Below are 20048 nucleotides of genomic sequence, written 5' to 3' on the forward strand. Positions count from 1 at the left end.
AAGTGCGTAGCGGTTCTGCGAATGATCATGCTCAGGCAAGCAGCCCGTCCACGGTCGGGCGAGCCGTCTCTGCCGTGGCACTTTGCATGGTTTGCCTGCTCCTGTCCGGCCCGCGCGCGGCCGGGCAGGAGGCGGCCCAGCCCGCCTATCGGATAAAGCCTTCCGACGTCGCGGTGCCCGCGGGCGTGAAGCTTGGCGACTATCAGCGCACCACTCGTCCGTTCGAGAACTGGACGCTGATTTGCGACGAGAACCTGCAGGCCAGGAAGAAGGTCTGCAACATCGGCCAGTCTTTCATCGATCAAAGCCAGGCGTTGGTCTTCAGCTGGTCGCTCGCGGCCGACGAGAAAGGCAAACCCTTCATGATATTGCGGACTCCAAGCGCGGCAGGTAAGGCCAGCAAGCTTTCGCTGAGACTTGCCGGCCGCAAACAGCCGGTCGACGTTCAACTGCAGGGTTGCGATGCGTCGGTTTGCGTCGGCTATGTGCCCGTCGGCCCGGTGCTTCGCGAGCAGATCGGCAAAGAGACCACGGTCCAGGTTTCCTATTCCCTGCCGTCGGGGGCGACCGTCAACCTTGATGCCCCGTTCAAGGGACTCAAGACCGCGCTGTCGGCCATCAACTAGAAAGACTTCGAGATGACACGCCAATCCATCGAGGACAGAATCCTGACGCACTCCCAGCCGGTCGCGCTGCCGGAGCCGCCGGCAAGTCCACCGCCACAGCGTTCGCCAGGCTGGCGCCTGGCGCGAAACACGGCGCTGCTCGGCGCGTTCGCGGTCTTGGTCGCGGCGGCGGTGGTCCTGTCGTTCCGTCTCTATCCCGCGCTTGGGACATTCGTCGCCGGCACGGCCTCCGCGCAGGCGCAGGCGCCCATGCAGGGCAAGCCGGCCGAAGCCGTGCCCGCGCCGGTCGACGCCTCGGCAAACAAGAATCCATTTCAGGCGCATGTCGCGCAGGCAGGTGTCCGCACCTGCGCCAATCTCTTTGCCGCGATGGGGCAGGCTCTGACTGCCGGGTCGACCTATGCGATCCAGACGCAATGGGACAAAACCTCACCCGACACCCATGCCGTGCAGGCCGTCGCCGGGATGAGCTACAACCTGCCGGACTACAAGACGCAGGCCGCGGGCGTCGTTTTTGCCTCGCCTGTAGGCCAGAGCTGCGAGGGTGGCTTCATGCGCGTGGCGCCATTCCCGCGCTCTTGCCAGGAAGTCGCCGGAACGCTCCCGAAGGGCAGCCTGCTGGCGGACAATCTTTCGAACACGATGCTTTTCAACCTGGCCGACAATGCCGGCCAGGCGCTGCTGGTCCCAACCGGCAACACTTGCATCGTCGTCTCGGTCGCGCGCATGGGCGGCTAGAGCCGGGCATGACAGTCGATTGCTGAATAGCTGCAACTGGAGCACGAAGATGCTGATCAATCCCCGCCTTTCGATCCCGCTGCTTGCGGCGCTCGCCGGGCTTACGATTGCGAGCAACGCGGCTGACCTGATCGCCCCGTCACCGCCGGCGCAGACCGGCGAGGAAAAGGGCATCTGGGGCGCGATCGCCTACTCGCCGGGCGACGGCCGTCACGGCTTTTTCTGGGGCGCCGACAAGCGGCAGGAAGCGGAAGACATTGCGCTCAAGCATTGCGAGAATGCAGATGGCAAGGGCTGCCGGGTGGTCGAAGTGTTCCGCAACCATCGCCATTGGGACGATGATGACGGCACCGGCTTTCCCTATGAGCACTGCGCGGCGCTTTCGGTAGGCAAGAGCCGTGGCGAGGCGACGCCGTTCTGGAGTGCAGCATCAGCCGCGACCCGCCGCGAAGCCGAGGAGAAGGCGACAGCCCAGTGCGGAGGCGAGAGCAAGGAGTGCAAGATCCGCGAGTGGGTCTGCACCTGACTTGCTGCGGAACTCAAGCAGCCGCGGCGGTTGGCCGATATCGCGCCGTTCACACTGGAATGAGCGGCGCGACCTCGCGGTCTGAAGGCCGGTCGCTGGATGAGAGGCCGGACACGATACCGGCGCGATCGGCGGCGTTGCGGTTCTGGCTCATCTTGCGCTTGCCTTCGACCTTTGTAATCGGCATGCGCAGGCCGACAATGCCCTTCAGCTGCGATTGGATGAAATCCGCCGGCGCGTCCGACACCGCCCAGGGCGCGGCGCGCTCGCCTTCATGCAGGTTGGTCAGGCGGGTCACGACCTCGAGCAGCCTGTCGGCATCCTCGAAGAATTCGATCGGCCCATGGGCGTGGACGGCGACATAGTTCCAGGTCGGGACGACCTTCCCGGTCTCCTGCTTGGTCTGGTACCAGGCCGGCGTCACATAGGCATCCGGGCCCATGAATATCGCCAGGCCGTTGCCCAGCGGCGGCACGCGCCACTGCGGGTTTGCCTTTGCGACGTGGCCGTAGATCACGCCGTGCTCACCCTCGTTCTCGTCGAGCAAAAGCGGCAGATGCGTCGCCAGCGGCCCATCGGCCGTGGCGGTCACCAGAATTGCCAGCCGCGCCGCGCGGGTCGTGGCCATCAGGCTCTCTTGATCGTCGTCGCGGAAGGCAGGTGGTGTGTACATGATGAAATTCCTTGCGTTGCACAGCAAGATGCCGGAAAGCTGGCTTGCTTGGAACATCCAGTTTTGAAGGTTTTTGGTGGTCCAGTTGGAGCAGGACGGCGTCGCGCGCCGCATCATCGCGGCCATCAAGACGCGGATCCACAGCGGCGCCTACAGGCCCGGTGATCGCTTGCCGTCGACGCGGGCCTTTGCCGCCGAATGGGGCGCGTCGCGGACCACGGTGACCGCCGCCTACAGCCAGCTCGATGCCGAGGGCTATCTGATCATCCGGCAAGGGGCGCGCGCTATCGTTGCTCCGGGGCTGGAGAAGGCGTCGGGAGAAGCGCCCGTCGCGGCCGCTTCGCCACGGCACCTGTCGGCATTCGCGCGACGGTTGCTGACCCTGCCTCTGACGGCGTTGGCGCAGCCGGCCAAGATTGCGGATTTCCGCTATGGCGACCTGTCCGGAGCGGACTTTCCCGTGCTGGCCTGGCGGCGGGCGTCGAACAAGGCAATCGTCAACCGCGCCGCGCGGCTGCGCTATGGCGACCCGCAGGGCTCTTCCGGTCTGCGTAATGCGCTTCAGGCTTATCTCTGGCGGGCTCGCGGCATCAATTGCACGCCGGACCAGATCGTCATCGTCAACGGCTCGCAGCAGGGGCTCGACCTCTGCGCGCGACTGCTGCTCGACCCCGGTGACCCCTTTGTGATCGAGAACCCGGGCTATCTGCTGGCACGCCACGCCTTCGTGGCGGCGGGAGGCATTGCCGTGCCCGTTCCTGTCGATGCCGATGGGCTACGGACGGAAAAGCTGCCGCCGGCCCGTCTCGCCTGTGTGACGCCCTCGCATCAGTTTCCGCTCGGCGGCGTGCTTTCGGCGACGCGGCGGCGTTCGCTGCTGGCCTGGGCCGCCGGCACGAGGGCCTATATTGTGGAAGACGATTATGACGGCGAATACCGTCACGACATCAGCCCCATTCCGCCGCTGCAGGCGCTGGACGCGGACACGGTCATCTATGTCGGCACGTTGTCCAAGACGCTCTCGCCGACCTTGAGGCTCGGCTATCTCGTCGTCCCCGTCAGCCTGCGCCGGGCGTTCGGCGAGGCCAAGCGTCTGACCGACCGGCATGCTCCGATGCTGGAACAGGACGTGTTGGCCGAGCTGCTGGCGAGCGGAGCCTATGAGCGCCACGTGCGCAGCATCCGCAGGAAGAACGCTGAGCGCAGACAGGTCCTGCTGAAGGCTTTGACTGACCATCTGGGGCCGCGGGTCACTGTCGCCGGAGCGGACACCGGCCTGCATGTCGTCGCCTGGATGAACGGCATCGATGCCGGACGCGAACCGGCGATCATCGCCGCGGCGCGCGCTGCCGGCATCGGCCTCTATCCCGTGTCGCCCCTTTATGATCCGAGCGAACCCAGGCCGGAAACGGCCGGCTTCATCCTGGGCTACGCCGGGCTCGAGGCGGAGGCATTGCGACGCGGCGTCGCGGTGCTGGCCGCCATTTTGGCCGAGCACCGCTGACCGATTGGGGTCTTAGAAAATCTCGTTGGTGAGCCGCTTCACCGGGCCGAGCAGGATCGAGCCCGTCGGCACGCCATTGTCGATCGGGATCGCCTTGCGCTCCGGCATGTCCTCTTCAGGCGCGCCGATATTGGCCGTCACGATGACCGGCGTCTTGGTCGGCACGCGGTCGTAGAGGTCGATGATGTCCTGGTTGATCAGACGCACGCAGCCCGACGACACCGACTTGCCGATCGACCACCATTCGGGCGAGCCGTGCAAGCGGTAGAGCGTGTCCTGATTGCCCTGGAAGAGATAGAGCGCGCGCGCCCCGAGCGGGTTCTTCAGGCCGCCTGGCATGCCGCCATTCTTGGCGCTGAATTGCGTCAGTTCCGGCTGGCGGGCCACCATCTCGTCCGGCGGCGTCCATTTCGGCCATTTCTGCTTCCACTGCACGACCGCGTCGCCCGACCATTCGAAGCCGGCGCGGCCGAGGCCGACGCCGTAGCGGATCGCCTGGCCGCCCTCGCGCACCAGATAGAGGAAGTGGCCGGTGGTATCGACGACGATGGTGCCCGGACGCTGTCCGGTCGGATCGGGGACGATCTGGCGCAAGAATCTGTGATCGATCTTGTTGACCGGGATGGCCGGCAGGTCGAAGCCATTGTCCGACATCGCGCCATACATCGTCTCGTAGTCGCCGAGCGGCGGCTCGACATAGGCGGCCGGCGGCGGCTGGATGGGAGCAGGGGCCGGACCGGTGGTGGTGCAGGCGGACACGGCGGCCGAGGCAGCGCCGAGGGCTGTGAAATTGAGGAAGCCACGGCGGCTGATGCGGAAGGAAGCGTCTGACATGGTTGCCTTTTCTAGGTCTTAATTCGCAAGAAAGCATGAACCCGCGGGCACGTCGCGGCGGCATTCATAACAGTCGGCGGCGATAGGCGGTTCCAATTCTGGCCTGAGGGTGGACAGAAAAAGGCGAAGCTGTGACCGCGCCACAGCTGTTGCCCTGCAGCAACAGCGGCGTCAGATCTCTGCCAGGAGACCTTCGAGCGAAGGCAAGATCAGCCCCGGCGGGAGGTCGCGATACTCGTCCGGCTGGTTGGTCCGGTTGATCCAGACCGTGCGAAAACCGAATCTCGCCGCGCCGGCGATGTCCCAACGGTTCGACGACTGGAACGAAACCGCGCCGGGGTAAAGCCGCCAGCCGGTGACCACCATGTCGTAGACCGAGGGGTCGGTCTTGAAGCGTTTGACCTCGTCGACCGAAAACACGTCGTCGAGGATCTGGTCGAGCGCCGCGGATTTGACCGCCGCGTCGAGCATTTCAGGCGAGCCGTTGGATAAAATAGCGAGCTTCGCGCCCGACGCCTTGAGCGCTTTCAGCACTGCCGGCACTTCCGGATAGCAGTCGAGCCGCCAATAGGCTTCGAGCAGCTTCGTCCGCAGCGCCGGATCGGCCGAGGGCACCTTGCGCAAAGCGAAATCCAGCGCCTGCTCGGTGAGTTGCCAGAAGTCGGCGTATGATCCCATCAGCGTCCGCACCCAGGAATATTCGAGCTGCTTGGCGCGCCAGATTTCGGAGAGAAGCTGGCCGTCCGGGCCGATCTCGCCGGCATGACGGCGCACGGCGGCATGCACGTCGAACAACGTGCCATAGGCGTCGAAGACATAGGCAGCATGATGCATGTCTCAAGTTTTGCGGCGCGCAGGCTTGCCGCGCAAGCATTGATTGCGGCCAAGTGCCTCTGGCCCCAACGATTTTTCCCGATGTCAATTGACGCCAACCGTCAAAGCATCGTCCTATGGCGGACTGAAATCACTCAATTGGACGGCGACCATGACACTGGCGGCGGCGGCGCAAACCGCGACTTGGACCTATGTGGACGGCGACTGGTACGAGGGCAATGTCGCCATTCTCGGGCCGCGCAGCCACGCCATGTGGCTCGGCACCAGCGTCTTCGACGGCGGCCGCTGGTTCGAGGGCGTCGCGCCCGATCTCGAGCTGCACTCCGCTCGCGTCAACGCTTCCGCGATCGCGCTTGGTCTGAAGCCTTCGATGACGACGGAAGAGATCGTCGGCCTGACTTGGGACGGCCTGAAGAAATTCGACGGCAAGACGGCGGTCTATATCAGGCCGATGTATTGGGCCGAGCATGGCGGCTATATGGGCGTGCCGGCCGACCCGGCCTCGACGCGCTTCTGCCTCTGCCTTTATGAATCGCCGATGATCCCGCCATCGGGCTTTTCGATCGGCGTCTCGCCGTTCCGGCGCCCAACAATCGAGACCATGCCCACCAACGCCAAGGCCGGCTGCCTCTATCCCAACAATGGCCGTGCCATTCTGGAGGCCAAGAACCGCGGCTTCGACAACGCTTTGGTGCTCGACATGCTGGGCAATGTCGCCGAGACCGGGACCTCCAACATCTTCCTGGTCAAGGATGGTCATGTGATGACTCCGGCCCCGAACGGCACGTTTCTGTCGGGCATCACCCGCTCGCGCACCATCAGCCTGCTCGGCGATTACGGTTTCAGGACCACCGAGAAGACGCTGTCGGTCCGCGATTTCCTCGAAGCCGACGAGATATTCTCGACCGGCAACCACTCGAAAGTGGTACCCGTCACGCGCATCGAAAACCGCGATCTGCAGCCCGGTCCGGTGGCCAGGAAGGCGCGCGAGCTCTATTGGGAATGGGCGCATTCGACGTCCGCCGCCTGACCCGCTGGAGCGTTTCACCGCTTCAGGGAAACGGCGACACGCTCCATCTTCCTGTTTTGCGCAATTCCGCACGGAAAACCGTTTCGCACTTTTCCTGGAATTGCTCTAAAAAGTCGCTCGGCGCTCCATTCCGGAGTTGCCCCGATCCATTCCAGACCTATCTTAGCCCGGTAGTATCACCGGACTTTTTTCCTCGAGGGAGTACCATCCATGGCTTTTGAGTTGCCCGCCTTGCCCTATGACTACGAGGCCTTGCAGCCTTACATGTCGAAGGAGACGCTGGAGTATCACCACGACAAGCACCACAAGGCCTATGTCGACAACGGCAACAAGCTGGCGGCCGAGGCCGGAATGGGCGACCTGTCGGTCGAAGAGGCCGTGAAGCAGTCCTTCGGCAAGAATGCCGGGCTCTTCAACAACGCCGCCCAGCACTACAACCACATCCATTTCTGGAAATGGATGAAGAAGGGTGGCGGCGGCAACAAGCTGCCGGGCGCGTTGCAGAAGGCCTTCGACAGCGACCTCGGCGGCTACGACAAGTTCAAGGCGGATTTCATCGCCGCCGGCACCACCCAGTTCGGCTCCGGCTGGGCCTGGGTCTCGGTCAAGAACGGCAAGCTGGAAATCTCCAAGACCCCGAACGGCGAGAACCCGCTGGTCCATGGCGGCTCGCCGATCCTCGGCGTCGACGTCTGGGAGCACTCCTATTACATCGACTACCGCAACGCCCGGCCGAAATACCTCGAAGCCTTTGTCGACAGCCTGATCAACTGGGACTACGTCCTGGAGCTCTACGAGAAGGCCAAAGCCTGAGTGATTTTGATGAGAAGCCCCGGTTCGCCGGGGCTTTTCTTTTTCAGGAGAAACCCGGCAAAATCGTCGCGGCGCCGGGGAATAACCCCACCATCACGCTCGTTAACGTCCAGAGCAGTTCCAGGAAACGTGTTGAACGGTTTTCCGTCCGGAATTGCGCCAGCGAACCCTCTTCATCCACGGAGCCAATTGAATGAGAAAGCTTGTCATCGCCATCTCTATGCTTGCCTTTGCCGGCTCGGCCTATGCCGACCCGATCCAGGGTCGCCAGGCCCTGATGAAGGAACGCGGCAAGCTCGCTGGGCAGATCTCGAAGGTGGTCAAGGGCGAGACGCCTTTCGATGCCGCCGCCGTGCTGGACGCGCTGAAGGCACTGCAAGCCAATGCCGAGAAGTTCGATGTCGACGCGCTGTTCCCTGCCGGCTCCGACAAGGGCGACACCACGGCCGCGCCGAAGATCTGGGAAGACATGGCGGGCTTCAAGGCGGCCGAGGACAAGTTCCTGGCCGATACCAAGGCCGCGGTCGCTTCCCCGCCGGCCGATGTCGACGCGCTGAAGGCGCAGCTCAACACGCTGGGCGGCGATTGCGGCACCTGCCATCAGACCTACCGGATCAAGAAGAGCTGATCGCTTGACGATGGCCTGGCTGAAGAAGCTTGTCGGCGCCGTCATCGTGCTTGGCGCCGCCGCGGCCGGCGCCAGCTGGGTTCTGTCGGCGCCGGTCAGGCTGGACGCCGGCACCGTCGCTGACCTTTCCCCTGGCGACGCCGCCAGGGGAAAGCGAATCTTCTACGCCGGGGGCTGCACCTCCTGCCACGCCAGACCTGGCGCCCAGGGCGACGCCCGCCTCGAGCTCGTCGGCGGTCTGGAACTCAAGACGCCGTTCGGCACCTTCGTCCCACCCAACATCTCGCAGGACCGGAAGGACGGCATCGGCGCCTGGAGCGAGGCGGACTTCGCCAATGCCATGCTGAAAGGCGTCTCTCCTTCCGGCGAGCATTTCTATCCGGCCTTTCCCTATGCCTCCTACGCGCGCATGAAGCCGGCCGACATCGCCGATCTCTACGCCTTCATGAAGACGCTGCCGGCGATTGCCGGCAGGGCGCCGGATCACAGGCTTTCCTTCCCCTTCACCATCCGTCGCGGCATTGGCCTCTGGAAGCTTGTCTATCTCAGCCCCGAACCGGTGATCGCGCTGCCAGAGGGCGCGCCGGACAAGGTTCTCGCCGGCCGCTACCTGGTCGAGGGTCCGGGCCATTGCGGCGAATGCCACACGCCGCGCGATTTCGCCGGCGGCGTCAAGAAGGCCGAGTGGCTGGCGGGCGCCGTGGCCGCCGAAGGCTCGGGCGTTGTGCCCAATATCACCCCGCAGGGCGGCACCAAGGACTGGTCCGAGGCCGACATCGCCAATTACCTCGAAACCGGCTTCACACCCGATTTCGATTCGGTCGGCGGCTCCATGGTCGACGTGCAGCGCAACATCGCGCAACTGACCGCCGACGACCGCGCGGCGATTGCCGCCTACCTCAAGGCCGTCCCGCCGCACCCCAACGGCTATCCGGCGCGCAAGCCGGCGAGTTAACCTGCGCACGCGGCGTCAAACCCGCGACCATACATGATGGCGTAAAGCGGTTTGGCATGCCAATCGGTGGCGAATTAGTTGACTTGAATACTCATGTATTATAGGCGCTTCGGGCCAATTCCCCGAGGACCGAAGCTTGCCCACGCCCTCCATCGACCTTGTGTCCGAATTCACCCATGACGAGCAGCGCGTGGCGCTTGTCCTCGCCGGCGGACGCATGCTGTCCTACAGGGAACTCGGCGGTCTCGCGCTAGACTTCGCGTCGCAGTTGGGACGAAGACAAAAGCGGCTCGTGGCGATTGCGGCGGAAGCTTCCGAGCACGCAGTCGCCGCCTATATCGGAGCCCTGCAGGCTGGGCACGCAGCGGCCATGCTGCCGCCGTGCGATAATAGGCTTTGGGACGATTTCCAGGCAGCCTTCCAGCCGGATTTCACCTACAGGCCAATTGACGGCCGCTGGCGTCTCGTTGAGGAAGCTCGATCATCTGGAGATGCGGAGCCGCTGCATCCCGATCTCGCGCTGCTGCTGATGACATCCGGCAGCTCGGGCGCTGCCAAGGCGGTCAGGCTTTCCTACGGCAATCTCGAATCCAATGCGCGCTCGATCGCGGCCTATCTCGAGCTCTCTTCCTTCGACCGGGCCGCTCTCGTGCTGCCTCTCCACTATTCCTATGGGCTGTCGGTCCTCAATTCGCATCTGGTTGCGGGCTCTAGCGTCCTCTTCACCGGCATGTCGGTCATGGACAGCGACTTCGTCAGCACGATAGGCCACGGCGGCTGCACGAATCTGTCTGGTGTCCCGTATTCTTACGAGCTTCTGGAACGGGTGCGTTTCCGCGACGCTGAGCTCAAGGCGTTGCGCATGATGACGGTGGCGGGCGGAGCGCTTGGCCCGGATCTCATCCGCCTTTATCGGAACCACATGGTCGCCAGGGGCGGCCGCTTCTTCGTCATGTATGGCCAGACCGAGGCGACGGCACGCATGGCTTTCGTGCCGCCGGAGAGCCTTTCCGACAAGGAGGATCGGATCGGCGTGGCGATTCCGGGCGGCAGCCTCGGTATCGTCGACGCTGCAGGCGAGCCGATCAGCCAACCAGGCATTCCCGGAGAGCTCGTCTATCGCGGTCCGAACGTAATGATGGGTTACGGCACGCGGCGCCTCGACCTCGCGCGCGGCGCAGAGCTCGAGACCCTGAACACTGGCGACATTGCCGTACGGGACCAACATGGTTTCTTCCGCATCGTCGGGCGCAGAAGCCGCTTCGCCAAGATCGCAGGCCTCAGGATCGGCTTCGATACGATGGAGCAGGCGCTGGAGCGCGCCGGCATTGCCGCCGCGGTGGTTGGCGACGATCGGGGATTGCAGGCCTACGTGATAGGCGCCGACCCGACCGGGAGAGCACGGCGCATTCTTGCCGAGATCAGCCACCTGCCAGCCAATCTGGTTTGGGTTGCGACGCGCGAGGACTTTCCCAGACTTGCCTCTGGCAAGATCGACTATGCCTGCCTCCAGCAGGAGATGTTGGAAGGGCGAACGGAAATCCGCTGTGAGCGGGGCGGTCTGCTCGGTGCCTACGCCCGCGTATTCTATCCCCTGGCCGTCGGCCGCAATGACAGCTTCGTCTCTCTTGGCGGGGACTCCCTTCGATTCCTGCAATTGGCTCTGGAACTCGAGCGTCTCGGCATGAACCTGCCGGACGGATGGGAACGCTTGAGCATTGCCGAGCTGGCAAACCGCGAGGCGGCGGGACTTCCCGAACACCGGCACGCAAGCGAGATGCCGACCGATTTAGTGCTGAGGGTTATCGGGATCCTGCTGGTGGTCGTGCATCACGAAACGCTGTGGCCCATCCCCGGCGGCTCCGGCGTCATGATGCTGCTGGCCGGCTACAGCCTTGCTCGTTTCCAGTCGGCCCATTTCCTTGCCGGTCGAATTGGGCACGCGCTCAAACCTGCGATCGACGTCCTAATCCCGTATTTTCTCATTGTCGCCGCTTACGCTGCAGCCTGGCGGACGATCCCCTGGGCTTCGATGACGCTTACTGGGAATTTCGGCTATGCCGAACCGGAGCGTCACGAGATGATTCCGTACCTTTACTGGTTCATCGAGGCCTATTCGCAGACGCTCCTGCTCTTCGCTCTAATCTTTGCCATTCCTGCAGTCCGCAAGCTTGCCCGGGCTCACCCCTTCGTTTTCTCGCTCGGCCTTTTGGGGGTTGCCGCTGTCGCGCGCTTTTCGTCCCCATCGCTCGTCGACCTAGGCAACCGCCAGATATTCACGATCTATTGGGTTTTCCATTTGGCCGTATTCGGTTGGTGTGCCTGTTTCGCCGACACTCCGGCGAGAAAGCTGACTCTGACCGCGCTTGCCGCCGCTGTGCTGGGTTATTTGGCCTTCTGGGAGTCGGTCTGGTTCGGGACGACGGTCAAATATCTGATGATCTTCGCGGCGCTTTTGGTCCTTCTTTACCTGCCGCGCGTTCGCCTGCCGGCCGGGATAGGGCGGCTGGTTGCGCAGGTCGCCGTCGCAGCGTTTCCGATCTACCTTTTCCACCGTTTCGTCCCGGAAATATTGATGGCGCCCGCCGCGGGCAAGCTGCCGGTCCCGATCTTCCAGCTGCTCGCGATCGTCGGTGGCATTGCCTTAGGCATCGTTTCCGGCAAGGCCTTGGCAGGCATCCGAAACCTGCGTGGCAGATTGATCCTGGGACGCCAGCCGGAATTGCTCTCCGCCTGATCCACGCTCGTGCCGCTCTAAATCAAAGTGATGGAGCATGACGTCGTCCGAAAACCGCTCCACACTTTTCGGCATCATGCTCTACGGGTGGCGGTCGCCCAGGAAGTCGAAGCCGTTCTCGAAAAAGTGGTTGTAGTCGCAGGTCAGTTCCTCGCCGGGCGCGATGTCGCGCAACGCATAGGCCTCTTCCGGAGAGGAGATATCGCAGTTCGGGTCGTCCGCGTGGTTCATATAGCGGGCGTCGTCCGCCTCGAAGACGATGAAGTTGGGATCGCGCCGGTCCGGATAGGAATAGCGGTCGAGATAGGACTTCACCGGGCCGGATTCGCCCTCATAGGTCTCCACGGGAATGCGTCGATCGAACCTTGGATCGAGCTTCCAGATCAATGTGCCCCGCGCAATGCGGTGTTTGGCGAAGACGCCGATGCCCTGGATGGGCGATTTGTCGAGATAGACGTCGACGAGCAGCATAGCGAGCCTTGCGAATGTATCTGGACGCGGCCCCGAAATGGCCACAACCGAAAACGACGGCGCATTGCCTAGCGCGCGAGCCGTGCGATTGCGAGTAGAAAATCAGGCCTTGCCTGTCACTTTCAAGGCAAAGGCGTAAATATAGGCGATCTCCTCTAGCCGCGAGAAGCGACCCGAAGCGCCGGCATGGCCGGAATCCATGTTAATCTTGAACAGGACCGGGTTGCCGCCTGCCTTGCGTTCGCGAAGCCGCGCCACCCATTTCGCCGGCTCCCAATAGGTGACGCGCGGATCGGTCAGGCCCGCCAGCGCCAGGATCGGCGGATAGTCGAGCGCCGCCACATTGTCATAGGGCGAATAGGCCGCGATCGTCTGGTAGTCGGCGGCGGACGCGATCGGATTACCCCATTCCGGCCATTCCGGCGGCGTCAGCGGCAGGCTGGCGTCGAGCATGGTGGTGAGCACATCGACGAACGGCACCTCGGCGACGATGCCGCCGAAGCTTTCCGGGGCCAGGTTGGCGATCGCCCCCATCAGCATGCCGCCGGCGGAGCCCCCCTGCGCCACAATGCGGTCGTGGTCAGTGTAGCGCTCGGCAACGAGATGGCGGGCGCAGGCGATGAAATCGGTGAAGGTGTTCATCTTCCTTGCCCGCTTGCCGTCCTCGTACCAACCGTAGCCCTTGTCCTTGCCGCCGCGCACATGCGCGATGGCATAGACAAAGCCGCGGTCGACCAGCGACAGGCAATTGGTATTGAAGGCGGAAGGAACGGTGATGCCATAGGAGCCGTAGCCGTAAAGCAGGCAGGGCGCCGAGCCGTCGAGGGGCGTGTCGCGATGATATAGCAGCGAGATCGGCACCAGCTCGCCATCGGCGGCGGGCGCCATCAGCCGGCGCGTGACATAGTGCGCAGGATCGTGGCCGGAGGGCACTTCCTGCGTCTTCAAAAGCACGCGTTCGCGGCTGCGCATGTCGTAGTCGAACACCTGCGCCGGCGTCGTCATCGACGAATAGGTGAAGCGCATCACTTCGGTTTCGTATTCGTAGGAGCCGGAGAGACCGAGCGAAAAAGCTTCCTCGTCGAAAGAGATGAAATGCTCCTCGCCGCTGGCGCGCTCGCGCACGACGATGCGCGGCAGGCCTTCCTTGCGCTCGAGCCGGACCATGTGATGCTTGAAGCCGAGCACCGACAGGATCAGCCGGCCGGGCTCGTGCGGCACCAGTTCCTGCCAGTTGGCGCGCCCGGGATTGTCGACCGGCGCGGTCATGATCTTGAAGTCCTTGGCGCCGTCGGCATTGGTGAGGACGAAGAAGACGTCGCCGCCTTCTTCCAGATCGTATTGCAGGCCGGTCTCGCGCACCGCCACAAGCTTCGGCTCTGCGGTTGGATCATTGGCGGGCAGCAGGCGGTATTCCGACGTTTCATGATCGTTGATGCCGATCATGATCCAGTCGTTGGCGCGCGTGCCGCCGACATCCATGAAGAAGCCCGGATCGGTCTCCTCATAGATCAACCGGTCGTTTTCAGACCTGTCGCCCAGCGCGTGGAAGAACACTTTCGACGGACGATGGTTGTCGTCGAGACGAGTATAGAAGAAGCCGCCGTCGCCGGCGTCCCAGACCCCGCCGCCGCCCGTATCCGGGATCTGGTCGGCAAGTTCTTTGCCGCTCGCAAGATCGCGCACGCGCAGCGTGAAGAACTCCGAACCCTTGTCGTCGAAGGCCCACAGCAGCTTTCCGTGGTCGCCCGAATGGTCGACGCCGCCAAGCCGGAAATAGGGCTTGCCCTCGGCTTCCGCGTCGCCGTCGAGCAGGATCTCCTCAGTGCCGCCGTCGCGCGGCGTGCGGAAATAGCGCGGCTGCTCGCCGCCCTGCCGGAACGACGATCCGTAGGCATAGCGGCCGTCCTTCATGGGCACCGTCGAGTCATCCTCCTTGATGCGCCCCTTCATCTCGGCAAACAGCCTGGCGCGCAGGTCCGCGGTGCCGGCCATGAGCGCGGCCTGATAGGCGTTCTCGGCATTGAGATGGGCGCGGATGCGGCCGTCGAGCAGGGAAGGGTCGCGGAACACGGCCTGCCAGTTGTCGGCCCGCATCCAGGCATAGTCGTCGCTGCGGGTGATGCCGTGATGCGTGTCCGAAACCGGGTGTTTCTCAGGGGTCGGCGGGCTGGCGGCCGGGAAGGCGGAAGTCAAGGCGGAAGCTCTGGTCATTACGTCTCGCTGCGGAATTTGCTTGAATGACGAATGAACACGCCGCTCAGCGGCGGTTCAACGGGCGCGGTTCAAGGTGGTACAGAAGCTAAGTCGAAGGGGGAAAGATGAAATCCTGTGTTTCTACCGCAATGTCAGTTGCCGTCGTAGCGGCAGGTCTGGCTTTTTCCAGCCAGTCTCATGCAACCGTCTTTGCCGCCTGGCAAGTGGCGGGCGTGCCGTTCGGTGATACGCTCAATGCTCGAAAATATCCGTCCAATACATCGCAGAAACAGGCCGCCTATCCGAACGGCACCGTGCTGCAGATGACCGGCCGCTGCACCGGAGGTGTAAACCTGCTCGATATCGGCCGGCAGCCACAATGGAAGCAGCGCCAGGCGATCCGCTATCGCTGGTGCGAGATCTGGCACGATCCGGCGCAGAATGGTCATTTCGTCACCGGCTGGGTCTACGGCAAATACATCGCGCCTTACTGATGAATCCCGTCGCGTCGCCTTGTCGGGTCCAGCCGCCAAGGCGGTATCCTTGCGCTTCGCTGTGCCGCAGGATTCGTTGTGCAGGTGAAAGGGCACCCAAGCATTAGTCAAGCATTGAACGTGGTGTCGAGTGGCGATCGGATGTCTAACATGCGGATGACGCAACGTCATGCCATGCTGGTCTGACCAGAAAAATCTCGCGAAGTTACACGGCGCACGAATTTTTGAAGCTGAATCGGCAATAGTTGATGAATATCGACCAATATAAGTCAATATGCGAATTGACTTACTTTCAATGCGGCGTCATTAAGATAACCGACGCGAATCTCAGAGCCTTTCCTGAACGAAATCCGCGCGATGCCCGATCCACAAAAAAGGGCGCAGTTTTAGAAACAACTCTCGTTGGGGCCTTAGCACTATGGAAATCGTCGAAACACCTTCGAAAAACGGTGACGCGCTGATCGAGCTGACCGCCGATGTCGTCGCCGCCTATGTCAGCAACAATCCGGTGCCTGTTGGGGAACTGCCGAACCTTATCGCCGACGTCCATGCCGCGTTGGGCCGCGTCGGGGGCTCGTCGGAGCAGCCGTCGGCTGAGAAGCAGAAGCCGGCCGTCAATCCGAAGCGCTCGGTCCATGACGACTACATCGTCTGTCTCGAGGACGGCAAGAAGTTCAAGTCGCTGAAGCGGCATCTGATGACCCACTACAATCTCACGCCGGAAGAGTATCGTGAGAAGTGGGGCCTGGACGCCAACTATCCGATGGTCGCCCCCAATTACGCTGCCGCCCGCTCGCAGCTCGCCAAGAAGATGGGTCTGGGCCGCAAGCGCAAGGGCCGTTGATAGGTCCCAGCTCGTCAAGCAGTTCGACGGCGCCCTTACGGCGCCGTTTTGCTTTCCTGACGGGAGCGATATCGGCCGGATCAGGCCGTCTGCTTCAGCGCCGCTTCCGCATCGCGCTTGATGCGCTTGACCATCGAACGCAGGCCGTTGGCGCGCTGCGGCGACAGATGCTCGTCAAGGCCGAGCTCCTTCAGGGTCGCTTCGGCGTCCGTGTTCTGGATTTCGCTTGCCCGCCGGCCAGAAAACAGCGCCAGCATGATGGCGACGAGGCCGCGCACGATATGGGCGTCCGAATCGCCCTGGAAGCCGATCACCGGATCGGCGCCCGCTCCCTGCTTGGTGGTGAGCCACACCTGGCTCACACAGCCAGGCACCTTGTTCGCAGCCGTGCGCTCCTCCTCAGGGAAAGGCGGCAGGCTCTCGCCGAGCTCGATTACATAGCGATAACGGTCCTCCCACTCGTCGAGCAGGGAAAAGTCGTCGCGGATGGTCTGAATCGAGGTGGCCATTGCCCGCATATAGTGGCCCGACACGGCCGCGTCACGGAAAAAGAAAGACGCCGCGGGCGTCGAGAGGTCGGACGGGGCCCGCGGCGTTAGAGCAATTCTGGGGAACGTGCGTAGGCGGTTTTGCGCCAGGAATTGCACTAAAATTAAAGTGCCGAGCGAACGGCCGGAAAGAATTCAGTTCTTGGCCGTCAACATCACCGGAATGTTGACCTTGGTCGGCAACACGATGTCCTCGGCGACGCTGCCGGTGGTCGTGACGGAGCCATCCGCGACCTTCGTTTCGGGCGCGCCTGCCGGCCCGGACTGCTTGTCGTCGATCATGGCCGCGGCGATCTTGGCCGTTTCCTTGGCGCGAACGGTGATGGTGTACATGGCCGATTTGCCGGTCTCGCAGACATCGGGCTTGCGCTCGCAGAGCCCTGCAATGTCGCCGACCGCCTCGCGCGCCGCAAACAGCGCCTGGATCGGTCCGACGCTCTGCTGGCCGTTCTCGCCCGGGCCGACGCCGAGCGGCAGCGCCAGCAGCACCAGCGAAAACCAGAAAGCCATCCTGATCAGAAAGCCCATCTTACTTGCCTCTCATCGGGGATGGAATGATGCATCCATCCGTGACGGATCACGCATCCATCGGCATGACCTCTTTTATGGGCACGATAGTGGCACGGTCACGCAAAGGACGGCTTGCATCGAAGCCGCGAATTTTCCTCAAATTTTAGGCAAATTCGAAAGGATCGGTTTTGATATGGGCTTGTGTCGAATCTCATCGACTTCGTTAACTTTATGATAACCATGTATCACATTGTTATTAAACGATTTTACTCCAGGCAGAACTTAGTCGGTTCAAGTTCCGGCCCGTTTTGGCACAGGCCTTGCGGCTAACCCGCCGTTTACCATGGCGCCAACTCGGCATGCTTTGCCGGGCTGGCATCACAATATTTGCCTTGGCGCGGTCGCCGGCTTCGCCAGCCTTATCCATTCCTTAAACGCTGGATGCGAGTTTCAAGCCAATTGATGAGTCACCTGCCAGGCAGGCGTTTTTCACGACCGGGTACGCGTGCGTTGAGTTCTATTTCAGCCAGATACGTTCAATTGCCTGGCGCGGTTTCCGCCGGCTGCGAGCGCATGGTTCACCCGACCGTGACGGGTGAGGCGGAACGCCTGCGCCAGCGCCGCTTCATCGGCGTCATGCTCGCCGCGCCCTTCCTTGCCGCGGGCGCCGCGGTCACGCTGGTCACTTCAAGTCTCGGCGCTGCCGTCACGATAGCCGCGATCTTTGCCGCTTTCGGCCTGTGCTGGTTCGCGGCGCTTCTGGTGGCGGCCACCGGCCATATGGCGCTTGCCGGCCGCATGGCGGTCGCGTTGGGTGGGCTTGCCCTAGCCGGCGCTATCGCTGCGGCGGGCGGATTGGCCTCGCCGGCGGCACTCCTTGCTGTCGCATTGCCGGTCGAAAGCTGGTGGGTCTCAGGGTCGCGGCGCGCCGCACTGACGGGCGCGCTGGCGGCGCTTGCCGCTATCGTGCTGCAGCCCTTTGCCGGGCAGTTGCTGCCGTTCGGCGAGATCGCCGCCTGGCATTGGCTGCTGCCGCTCGCCTGGGCGCTGACGCTGTTGCCGCGGGCCGCCGCCTTCGCCAGCCCGGCCGGCTTAGGGTCGGCGGAGCCTGCCGGCGATCGTCTCGAGGACGTCATCGACGCCGTCGTGCTCCGCCTCGGGCGCCAGGGCGAAGTGGTCGACGCGTCCGCCAAGACGCGTTCGATCCTGAAATTGGCGCCCGAGCTTCTGCTCGGCACCGGCCTGTTCGACCGCATCCATCTTTCCGACCGCGTCGCTTATCTCACCGCTCTGGCCGACATGCGCGAGGGCGCGCCGAAGCGCCAGCTTGATCTGCGCATCCGCTTGCCGCGCGAGGGTTCTGGCGCGGTCGACAATTTCCGCCCGTTCAGCCTCGAGCTGCTGCGCGGCGCAGTCGACCGCGACATCTTCACCCTGGTTCTGCGCGAAAATGACGATGTCGCAGCACTTCGCGAGGAGCTTGCGCAGGCGAGGGAAGCCGCTGCGGCTGCCGAAGTGGCCAAGGGCCGCTTCCTGGCCGTGGTCAGCCACGAGCTGCGCACGCCGCTCAATGCGATCCTCGGCTTTTCCGACATGCTCCTGCATGAGATGTTCGGGCCCTTCAAGGATCCGCGTCAGAAGGAATATGTCGGCCTGGTCAGGGAGTCCGGCCAGCATCTGCTGTCCGTCGTCACCTCGATCCTCGATGTTTCGCGCATCGAGGCGGGCGCCTATGCGACCGAGCTGGAGCCGTTCCGCTTTGTCGAGGCCGTCGACATGTGCCGCTCGATGATGCGACCGCTGGCCGATGCCAAGAGCATAGTTCTTGCCACGCAGATTGCCCCGGATGCGGGCGAGATCAATGCCGACCGCCGGGCGGTCCAGCAGATTCTGATTAATCTCGCCTCGAACGCGGTGAAGTTCACGCCCGATGGCGGCAGCGTGGTGATCGGCGCCAAGCGCGTCGGCTCGCACCTGCATTTCTGGGTGAGCGACACCGGTATCGGCATCGCCGAGGAGGACATGGCCAATCTTGGCAAGCCGTTCATGCAGATCCAGAACGACTACACGCGTCGTTTCGAGGGAACCGGACTCGGCCTGTCGCTGGTCAAGGGCCTGGTGGCGCTGCACGAAGGTACGATGTCGATCGAGAGCGCGCCGGGTGAGGGCACCACGGTGACGATCGGCCTGCCGGTGAACGGGCCGAAGCGGCGATCCGGTGCGCCATCCGGCGTGCTGGCCATGCCGGCGGCCAAGCCGAAGGGGGACGCAAATGGGGAGAGGAATGGCTCGCTCCGCAAAACGGCCTAAGGTGGTCGAACCCGAGCGCGGCGTTCTTGCCGAGGGCGCGGTTGCCGTCGGTCAACTGATCGCCAGCAACCCGGTTCTGGTCGGCGGCTCGACCGCTTTCCTGGTGACGCTGTTCTACGTCTCGGCCAACGCGCTCTGGTATCAGCCCTTTCCGCATACCGGCGCGTTCTTCGCCACCCGAAGCATCGAGAACTTCCCGCATACGGTCTCCGACGAGCCGGAGACCACCATCAACATCGTGCGCCAGGCGCCGGCCCAGCCCGCGGCCAAGCCGGATCCGGTCGTCCAGCAGGTGCAGGGCATTCTGAAGGACCTCAACTTCTACGACGGCACGGTCGACGGCCTCAGCGGACCGGCCACGCGCAAGGCCATCCAGACCTATCAGCTGAAAGTGGGGCTGCCGGGGTCGGGCGAGATTGACGGCGCGCTGCTCGACCAGCTTGGCGCCCGCCAGACGACGGCGGCCATTCCCCACCCGATGCCGCGGCCGGCCGATGGCGCAGTCGCCGCGTCTGCCAAACCGCAGGTGATCCAGGTCTCCGCTCCGGCCGATGGCGCCACGCAGCCGCCCGACGCCCGCATCGTCAAGATCCAGGCCGGCCTCAAGGCGTTCGGCAATGGCGACATGCAGCTCGACGGCAAGGTCGGTGCCCGCACCAAGGCCGCGATCAAGGAATTCCAGGCCTTGTTCGGGCTGCCCGAGACCGGCGAGCCGGACGAGGCCGTTTATGTTAAAATGCGCGAGATCGGCCTGACGAACTGAGCGGCAGCGATCGT

The 20048-nt window shown here is 63.5% G+C and carries 20 protein-coding genes; 13 read left to right on the plus strand and 7 right to left on the minus strand.

Features of this window, described 5'->3' with window-relative positions; all coding sequences use genetic code 11:
- Nucleotides 1-86: 86 nt before the first annotated feature.
- The 3 genes from LB529_RS18060 to LB529_RS18070 are packed head-to-tail and all read left to right on the plus strand — an operon-like array spanning nucleotide 87 to nucleotide 1890.
- Nucleotides 87-626: an invasion associated locus B family protein gene (locus LB529_RS18060; RefSeq protein ID WP_224711860.1), complete on the plus strand. Its 540-nt coding sequence runs from the start codon at nucleotides 87-89 to the stop codon at nucleotides 624-626.
- 12 nt (nucleotides 627-638) lie between these two features.
- Nucleotides 639-1364, plus strand: a complete 726-nt coding sequence (locus LB529_RS18065) for a hypothetical protein (protein ID WP_224711861.1) — start codon at nucleotides 639-641, stop codon at nucleotides 1362-1364.
- Between the two features lie 49 nt (nucleotides 1365-1413).
- Nucleotides 1414-1890 carry a DUF4189 domain-containing protein gene (locus LB529_RS18070; protein ID WP_095766862.1) on the plus strand — a complete coding sequence of 159 codons (477 nt, stop codon included), beginning with the start codon at nucleotides 1414-1416 and terminating at the stop codon, nucleotides 1888-1890.
- A 49-nt stretch (nucleotides 1891-1939) separates the two neighbouring features.
- On the opposite strand, the gene LB529_RS18075 is transcribed toward LB529_RS18070, so the two are convergent.
- Complete coding sequence (locus tag LB529_RS18075) at nucleotides 1940-2563, minus strand: FMN-binding negative transcriptional regulator (RefSeq protein WP_224529912.1); 624 nt, start codon at nucleotides 2561-2563, stop codon at nucleotides 1940-1942.
- 76 nt (nucleotides 2564-2639) lie between these two features.
- Between LB529_RS18075 and LB529_RS18080 the strand changes: the two genes are divergently transcribed.
- Nucleotides 2640-4067 (plus strand): PLP-dependent aminotransferase family protein, encoded by a 1428-nt coding sequence (locus LB529_RS18080; protein WP_224711862.1) that lies wholly within the window; start codon nucleotides 2640-2642, stop codon nucleotides 4065-4067.
- 12 nt (nucleotides 4068-4079) lie between these two features.
- On the opposite strand, the gene LB529_RS18085 is transcribed toward LB529_RS18080, so the two are convergent.
- A complete protein-coding gene (locus LB529_RS18085) occupies nucleotides 4080-4901 on the minus strand; it encodes a L,D-transpeptidase (RefSeq protein ID WP_224711863.1) in 822 nt (273 codons plus the stop codon).
- Between the two features lie 171 nt (nucleotides 4902-5072).
- Nucleotides 5073-5735, minus strand: a complete 663-nt coding sequence (locus LB529_RS18090) for a haloacid dehalogenase type II (protein ID WP_224711864.1) — start codon at nucleotides 5733-5735, stop codon at nucleotides 5073-5075.
- Between the two features lie 151 nt (nucleotides 5736-5886).
- Here LB529_RS18090 and LB529_RS18095 point away from each other — a divergent pair, with 151 nt between their 5' ends.
- The 5 genes from LB529_RS18095 to LB529_RS18115 all read left to right on the plus strand — a co-directional run bounded on the left by LB529_RS18095 (nucleotide 5887) and on the right by LB529_RS18115 (nucleotide 11898).
- Complete coding sequence (locus tag LB529_RS18095) at nucleotides 5887-6765, plus strand: branched-chain amino acid aminotransferase (protein WP_224711865.1); 879 nt, start codon at nucleotides 5887-5889, stop codon at nucleotides 6763-6765.
- A gap of 210 nt (nucleotides 6766-6975) precedes the next feature.
- Nucleotides 6976-7578 (plus strand): superoxide dismutase, encoded by a 603-nt coding sequence (locus LB529_RS18100; RefSeq protein WP_095766866.1) that lies wholly within the window; start codon nucleotides 6976-6978, stop codon nucleotides 7576-7578.
- Nucleotides 7579-7771: 193 nt separating this feature from the next.
- Complete coding sequence (locus LB529_RS18105) at nucleotides 7772-8206, plus strand: c-type cytochrome (RefSeq protein WP_224711866.1); 435 nt, start codon at nucleotides 7772-7774, stop codon at nucleotides 8204-8206.
- Between the two features lie 10 nt (nucleotides 8207-8216).
- On the plus strand, nucleotides 8217-9161 hold the full coding sequence (locus LB529_RS18110; protein ID WP_224711925.1) for a cytochrome c: 945 nt from the start codon (nucleotides 8217-8219) through the stop codon (nucleotides 9159-9161).
- Between the two features lie 190 nt (nucleotides 9162-9351).
- Nucleotides 9352-11898 carry an AMP-binding protein gene (locus tag LB529_RS18115; RefSeq protein WP_224711867.1) on the plus strand — a complete coding sequence of 849 codons (2547 nt, stop codon included), beginning with the start codon at nucleotides 9352-9354 and terminating at the stop codon, nucleotides 11896-11898.
- Between the two features lie 81 nt (nucleotides 11899-11979).
- On the opposite strand, the gene LB529_RS18120 is transcribed toward LB529_RS18115, so the two are convergent.
- Both LB529_RS18120 and LB529_RS18125 read right to left on the minus strand, forming a co-directional pair.
- Nucleotides 11980-12369: an SET domain-containing protein gene (locus tag LB529_RS18120; protein WP_095766869.1), complete on the minus strand. Its 390-nt coding sequence runs from the start codon at nucleotides 12367-12369 to the stop codon at nucleotides 11980-11982.
- A gap of 102 nt (nucleotides 12370-12471) precedes the next feature.
- Nucleotides 12472-14583, minus strand: a complete 2112-nt coding sequence (locus LB529_RS18125; protein ID WP_224711868.1) for a S9 family peptidase — start codon at nucleotides 14581-14583, stop codon at nucleotides 12472-12474.
- A 131-nt stretch (nucleotides 14584-14714) separates the two neighbouring features.
- Between LB529_RS18125 and LB529_RS18130 the strand changes: the two genes are divergently transcribed.
- Together LB529_RS18130 and LB529_RS18135 are read left to right on the plus strand one after the other, a co-directional pair.
- Complete coding sequence (locus LB529_RS18130) at nucleotides 14715-15059, plus strand: SH3 domain-containing protein (RefSeq protein WP_224606435.1); 345 nt, start codon at nucleotides 14715-14717, stop codon at nucleotides 15057-15059.
- 418 nt (nucleotides 15060-15477) lie between these two features.
- Entirely contained in the window at nucleotides 15478-15903 is a 426-nt protein-coding gene (locus LB529_RS18135; RefSeq protein ID WP_040991330.1) for a MucR family transcriptional regulator, read from the plus strand.
- A gap of 80 nt (nucleotides 15904-15983) precedes the next feature.
- Here the strand turns inward: LB529_RS18135 and LB529_RS18140 are convergent, their stop codons facing one another.
- Nucleotides 15984-16412: a SufE family protein gene (locus LB529_RS18140; protein ID WP_095767172.1), complete on the minus strand. Its 429-nt coding sequence runs from the start codon at nucleotides 16410-16412 to the stop codon at nucleotides 15984-15986.
- Nucleotides 16413-16586: 174 nt separating this feature from the next.
- A complete protein-coding gene (locus tag LB529_RS18145) occupies nucleotides 16587-16979 on the minus strand; it encodes a DUF5330 domain-containing protein (RefSeq protein ID WP_224711869.1) in 393 nt (130 codons plus the stop codon).
- Nucleotides 16980-17534: 555 nt separating this feature from the next.
- Here LB529_RS18145 and LB529_RS18150 point away from each other — a divergent pair.
- On the plus strand, nucleotides 17535-19271 hold the full coding sequence (locus LB529_RS18150; protein WP_224711870.1) for a PAS domain-containing sensor histidine kinase: 1737 nt from the start codon (nucleotides 17535-17537) through the stop codon (nucleotides 19269-19271).
- A complete protein-coding gene (locus LB529_RS18155; RefSeq protein ID WP_224606428.1) occupies nucleotides 19246-20034 on the plus strand; it encodes a peptidoglycan-binding protein in 789 nt (262 codons plus the stop codon). The genes LB529_RS18150 and LB529_RS18155 overlap by 26 nt, the downstream gene beginning before the upstream one ends.
- The last annotated feature ends 14 nt before the right edge of the window (nucleotides 20035-20048 follow it).

Origin of the sequence: Mesorhizobium sp. CA5 (assembly GCF_020165105.1) — a bacterium.
Classification (GTDB): Bacteria; Pseudomonadota; Alphaproteobacteria; order Rhizobiales; family Rhizobiaceae; genus Mesorhizobium.